The organism is Virgibacillus sp. AGTR (assembly GCF_016919725.2).
Taxonomy (GTDB): domain Bacteria; phylum Bacillota; class Bacilli; order Bacillales; family Amphibacillaceae; genus Virgibacillus; species Virgibacillus salarius.
In genome coordinates this window covers 1-3,160 of the sequence record NZ_JAJERH010000137.1, presented here as the reverse complement: position 1 = coordinate 3,160, position 3,160 = coordinate 1, and the positions used below count along the sequence as shown (strand labels likewise).

Here is a 3,160-nt window from a genome sequence, read left to right as displayed (position 1 = left end):
CCTGACGATATCTTCCTGAAAGCCTTCTTTACGATGAATCATCACCGATTGATTCCAATGATGGCTATCTGTAAAGTTGTGTTCAAAAAACATCTTTTGAATTGGAATTAGCGGTGCTTCTCCAATCACTTCTTCCTGATTTACAGAAGATGCATGGACAGATACCTTCGCAATCAATTTTCTAATCGTGCTAGATTGAAAAATATCTTTAACATCTAGTAGATAATGATGCTTTTGTAATTTTGATATAATTCGAATAGCATTGATAGAATCTCCACCTAATTCGAAGAAATTATCATGGACACCAATTTTTTCTATTCCTAATACATCAGACCATATCCTTACAAATATTTCTTCCGCTTCCGTTTGCGGTGCTACATATTCACTTTCAATATGCAAATTTAGTTCACGTAATGCCTTTCTATCTACTTTTCCATTTCTTGTTAAAGGCATACGCTCTATCTGAAACAGATAGGATGGTATCATGTAATATGGCAGTAGCTCTTCTAAATAATCTCGTATATCTTGCGTGTCAAGCTGACTTCTACCAACATAATAACCGACAAGTGATTTCTGATTTTCTTCATCTTCTTTAACCAATACGACTACTTCGTTAATCTCTGGATGACTAATTAAATTATTTTCAATTTCACCAATTTCAATACGATAACCTCTAATTTTTACTTGATTATCCTTTCTACCATAAAATTCAATAATGCCGTCATTTCGCCAACGGGCAATATCCCCAGTTTTGTACATTCTTTCATTTGATCGAAAAGGAGATTTGACGAATTTTTTAGAAGTTAAGTCCGGTCTATTTAAATAACCACGAGCTACACCTTCACCAGCAATCCATAAATCACCTGATATACCGATTGGTACAGGCTTAAGATCCCCATCTAATATATATACACTCGTATTTTGAATAGGGTATCCGATAGGAAGAGACTTTTCTTTTCTACTTTTTCTTATATATCTATATTCAATGCATCCCACTGTTGCTTCTGTTGGACCATATTCATTAATAATTTCTACCTTTCCATTAAACTTTTGAAAAATACGATCAGCCAATTGATAGGATAATTCTTCACCACCAACCACAAATGCTGTAATACCAATGTGGTCTATATCTAGATCGTTAATTACACTTAAGTGTGCAGGCGTTAATTTCATCATATCTACCTTATCTTCTACTATCTTCGTAAATGCATATGGATCATCGTTATGATAAACGTGAACCTTATTACCTGATAATAAAGGAACGTAGATCGATGTGATGGTTAAATCGAATGAAATGGACGTAAACAATGGAAAGTCTCCAGCACCATTTGTAAGATATTTTTGTTGACAATAGCTTATATAATTAATTAAAGAGTTATGTTCAATCATTACCCCCTTAGGGTTTCCAGTAGTTCCAGATGTATAAATTACATATGCTAAGTTATTCGGAGTAACGGTAATTTCCAAGTTATCTTTACTATTACTATCAAAACTCCACTTAGGCAAATCCATGAAGTCAACAGTTGTATGGATTTCTTCCATCAGATGGTCAGTAGAAATAATAGTTACTGTATTAGAATTCTTCAACATGTATTCTTTTCTACTTTTTGGAAGGGTTATATCTATAGGTAAGTAAGCTCCTCCTGCTTTTAAAACACCTAAAATAGCAATAATTAGCTCAATAGAAGGTGGGAGCATAATTGCAACAATTGATTCGGCTTTTACACCATTGTTTCGTAAAAATCTAGCTAGTTGATTAGCATTTTCATTCAATTCTTGATAGGTTAATGAATTGTTTTTATATTGTACTGCAATGTTAAAAGGATTTTTTTTGACTTGATTTTCAAATAGCTCCGGCACTGTTTTATCTTTTGGAAAATGTGTCTGTGTATGATTAAATCCATAGAGTAACTGATACTCTTCCCTTTCAGATAAAAGAGATATGTCCTGTACACATTGATCTAAATTATTTGCAATACTATTAAGAACTCTAATATATCGTTCTCCGAATAACCTGATAGATTTTTCATCATAAAGCTGTGCATTATAATAAAAGCTTATAGAATATTCTTTGGAGTCTATTTTATTAATACATATAGAGAGTTGGTTTGTATCGGAATTGATTATATAGTCAATAGACTCTTGTCCATGCAAAGCATCCATACTGATACTAATCGGAGTTATATCCATTACACTGATACCGCTTTGCATTTTTTTTAGTAGCATTTCTAGATCCGCATACTGATTGTCATATGCCTGAAATAACCTTTCTTGTGTATCTTTAAGTAGTTGCTTATTAGAAGATTCATTTGCAACACAGTTAACCAGTGGCAACAGCCTATTTTTTATGGATTTACTATCTTTTACTTCTCCTATATATGTTGGAATCCCAATTATGCTTTCTTCATTGCCATTATATTTAAATAATTGAATATTCAGCCCTGTCAGCATAACTAGATACAGCAGTAAATCATTTTCGTTAGTGATACCATTTATTTTGTTGATTAATGCTTTGTCCATTGTAATGGTATGTTCGTTTTTTTGATAGTTGGCTTTTGAAAAATAATCATGTGGAATTGTCCCTGGTTCGATATCCAATAGGTTTAGGCTCTTCCAATATTCATTTGATCTTTCTAATCGTTCATTCACGTGTACAGCATCATCACTTTTTAGCATACAGCTCACATCCTTCCACTTATCCATATTCGAACTAAACAGACGAGTACGAATATGGATAGATCATTTTGTATCTTGCTAAAATGTAAATGTCGTACTTCTCAGTTTTTTTACTTCATTATCTATTTCTTCGATGTTTCTCTTCTCCTCATGATTCAATACATTGATGTGTTCTATTTTACTATTTCCACTATTCAACACCGCTTCAAGGATTACTTTGAAATCTTTGATTGCTCTTTCCATGAATTCTTTTTTAAACAGTGCAATAGAATATTCAAAACTCATTTGAATAGTATTGCTTATCTCTAGGACTTTTAATGATAAATCAAATTTAGAGATCGTGTTGCTTATCGCTTTTTGCTTTATCTGGAGGTGATCCAAGTCAATTCTATCTGTACTAATATCAATATTAGTCATGTCAAACAGCACATCGAACAAAGGATTTCGACCAGGATTTCGTTTTACATCGATTTCTTTTATTAAC

Annotated in this window: 2 protein-coding genes; both read right to left on the bottom strand. The window is 32.6% G+C overall.

The features are described from left to right. The coding region (locus JUJ52_RS22700; RefSeq protein WP_228089223.1) for a non-ribosomal peptide synthetase at positions 1-2,676 on the bottom strand (2,676 nt) is incomplete at its 3' end. Between the two features lie 78 nt (positions 2,677-2,754). Continuing rightward, the coding region (locus JUJ52_RS22695; protein WP_228089222.1) for a condensation domain-containing protein at positions 2,755-3,160 on the bottom strand (406 nt) is incomplete at its 5' end.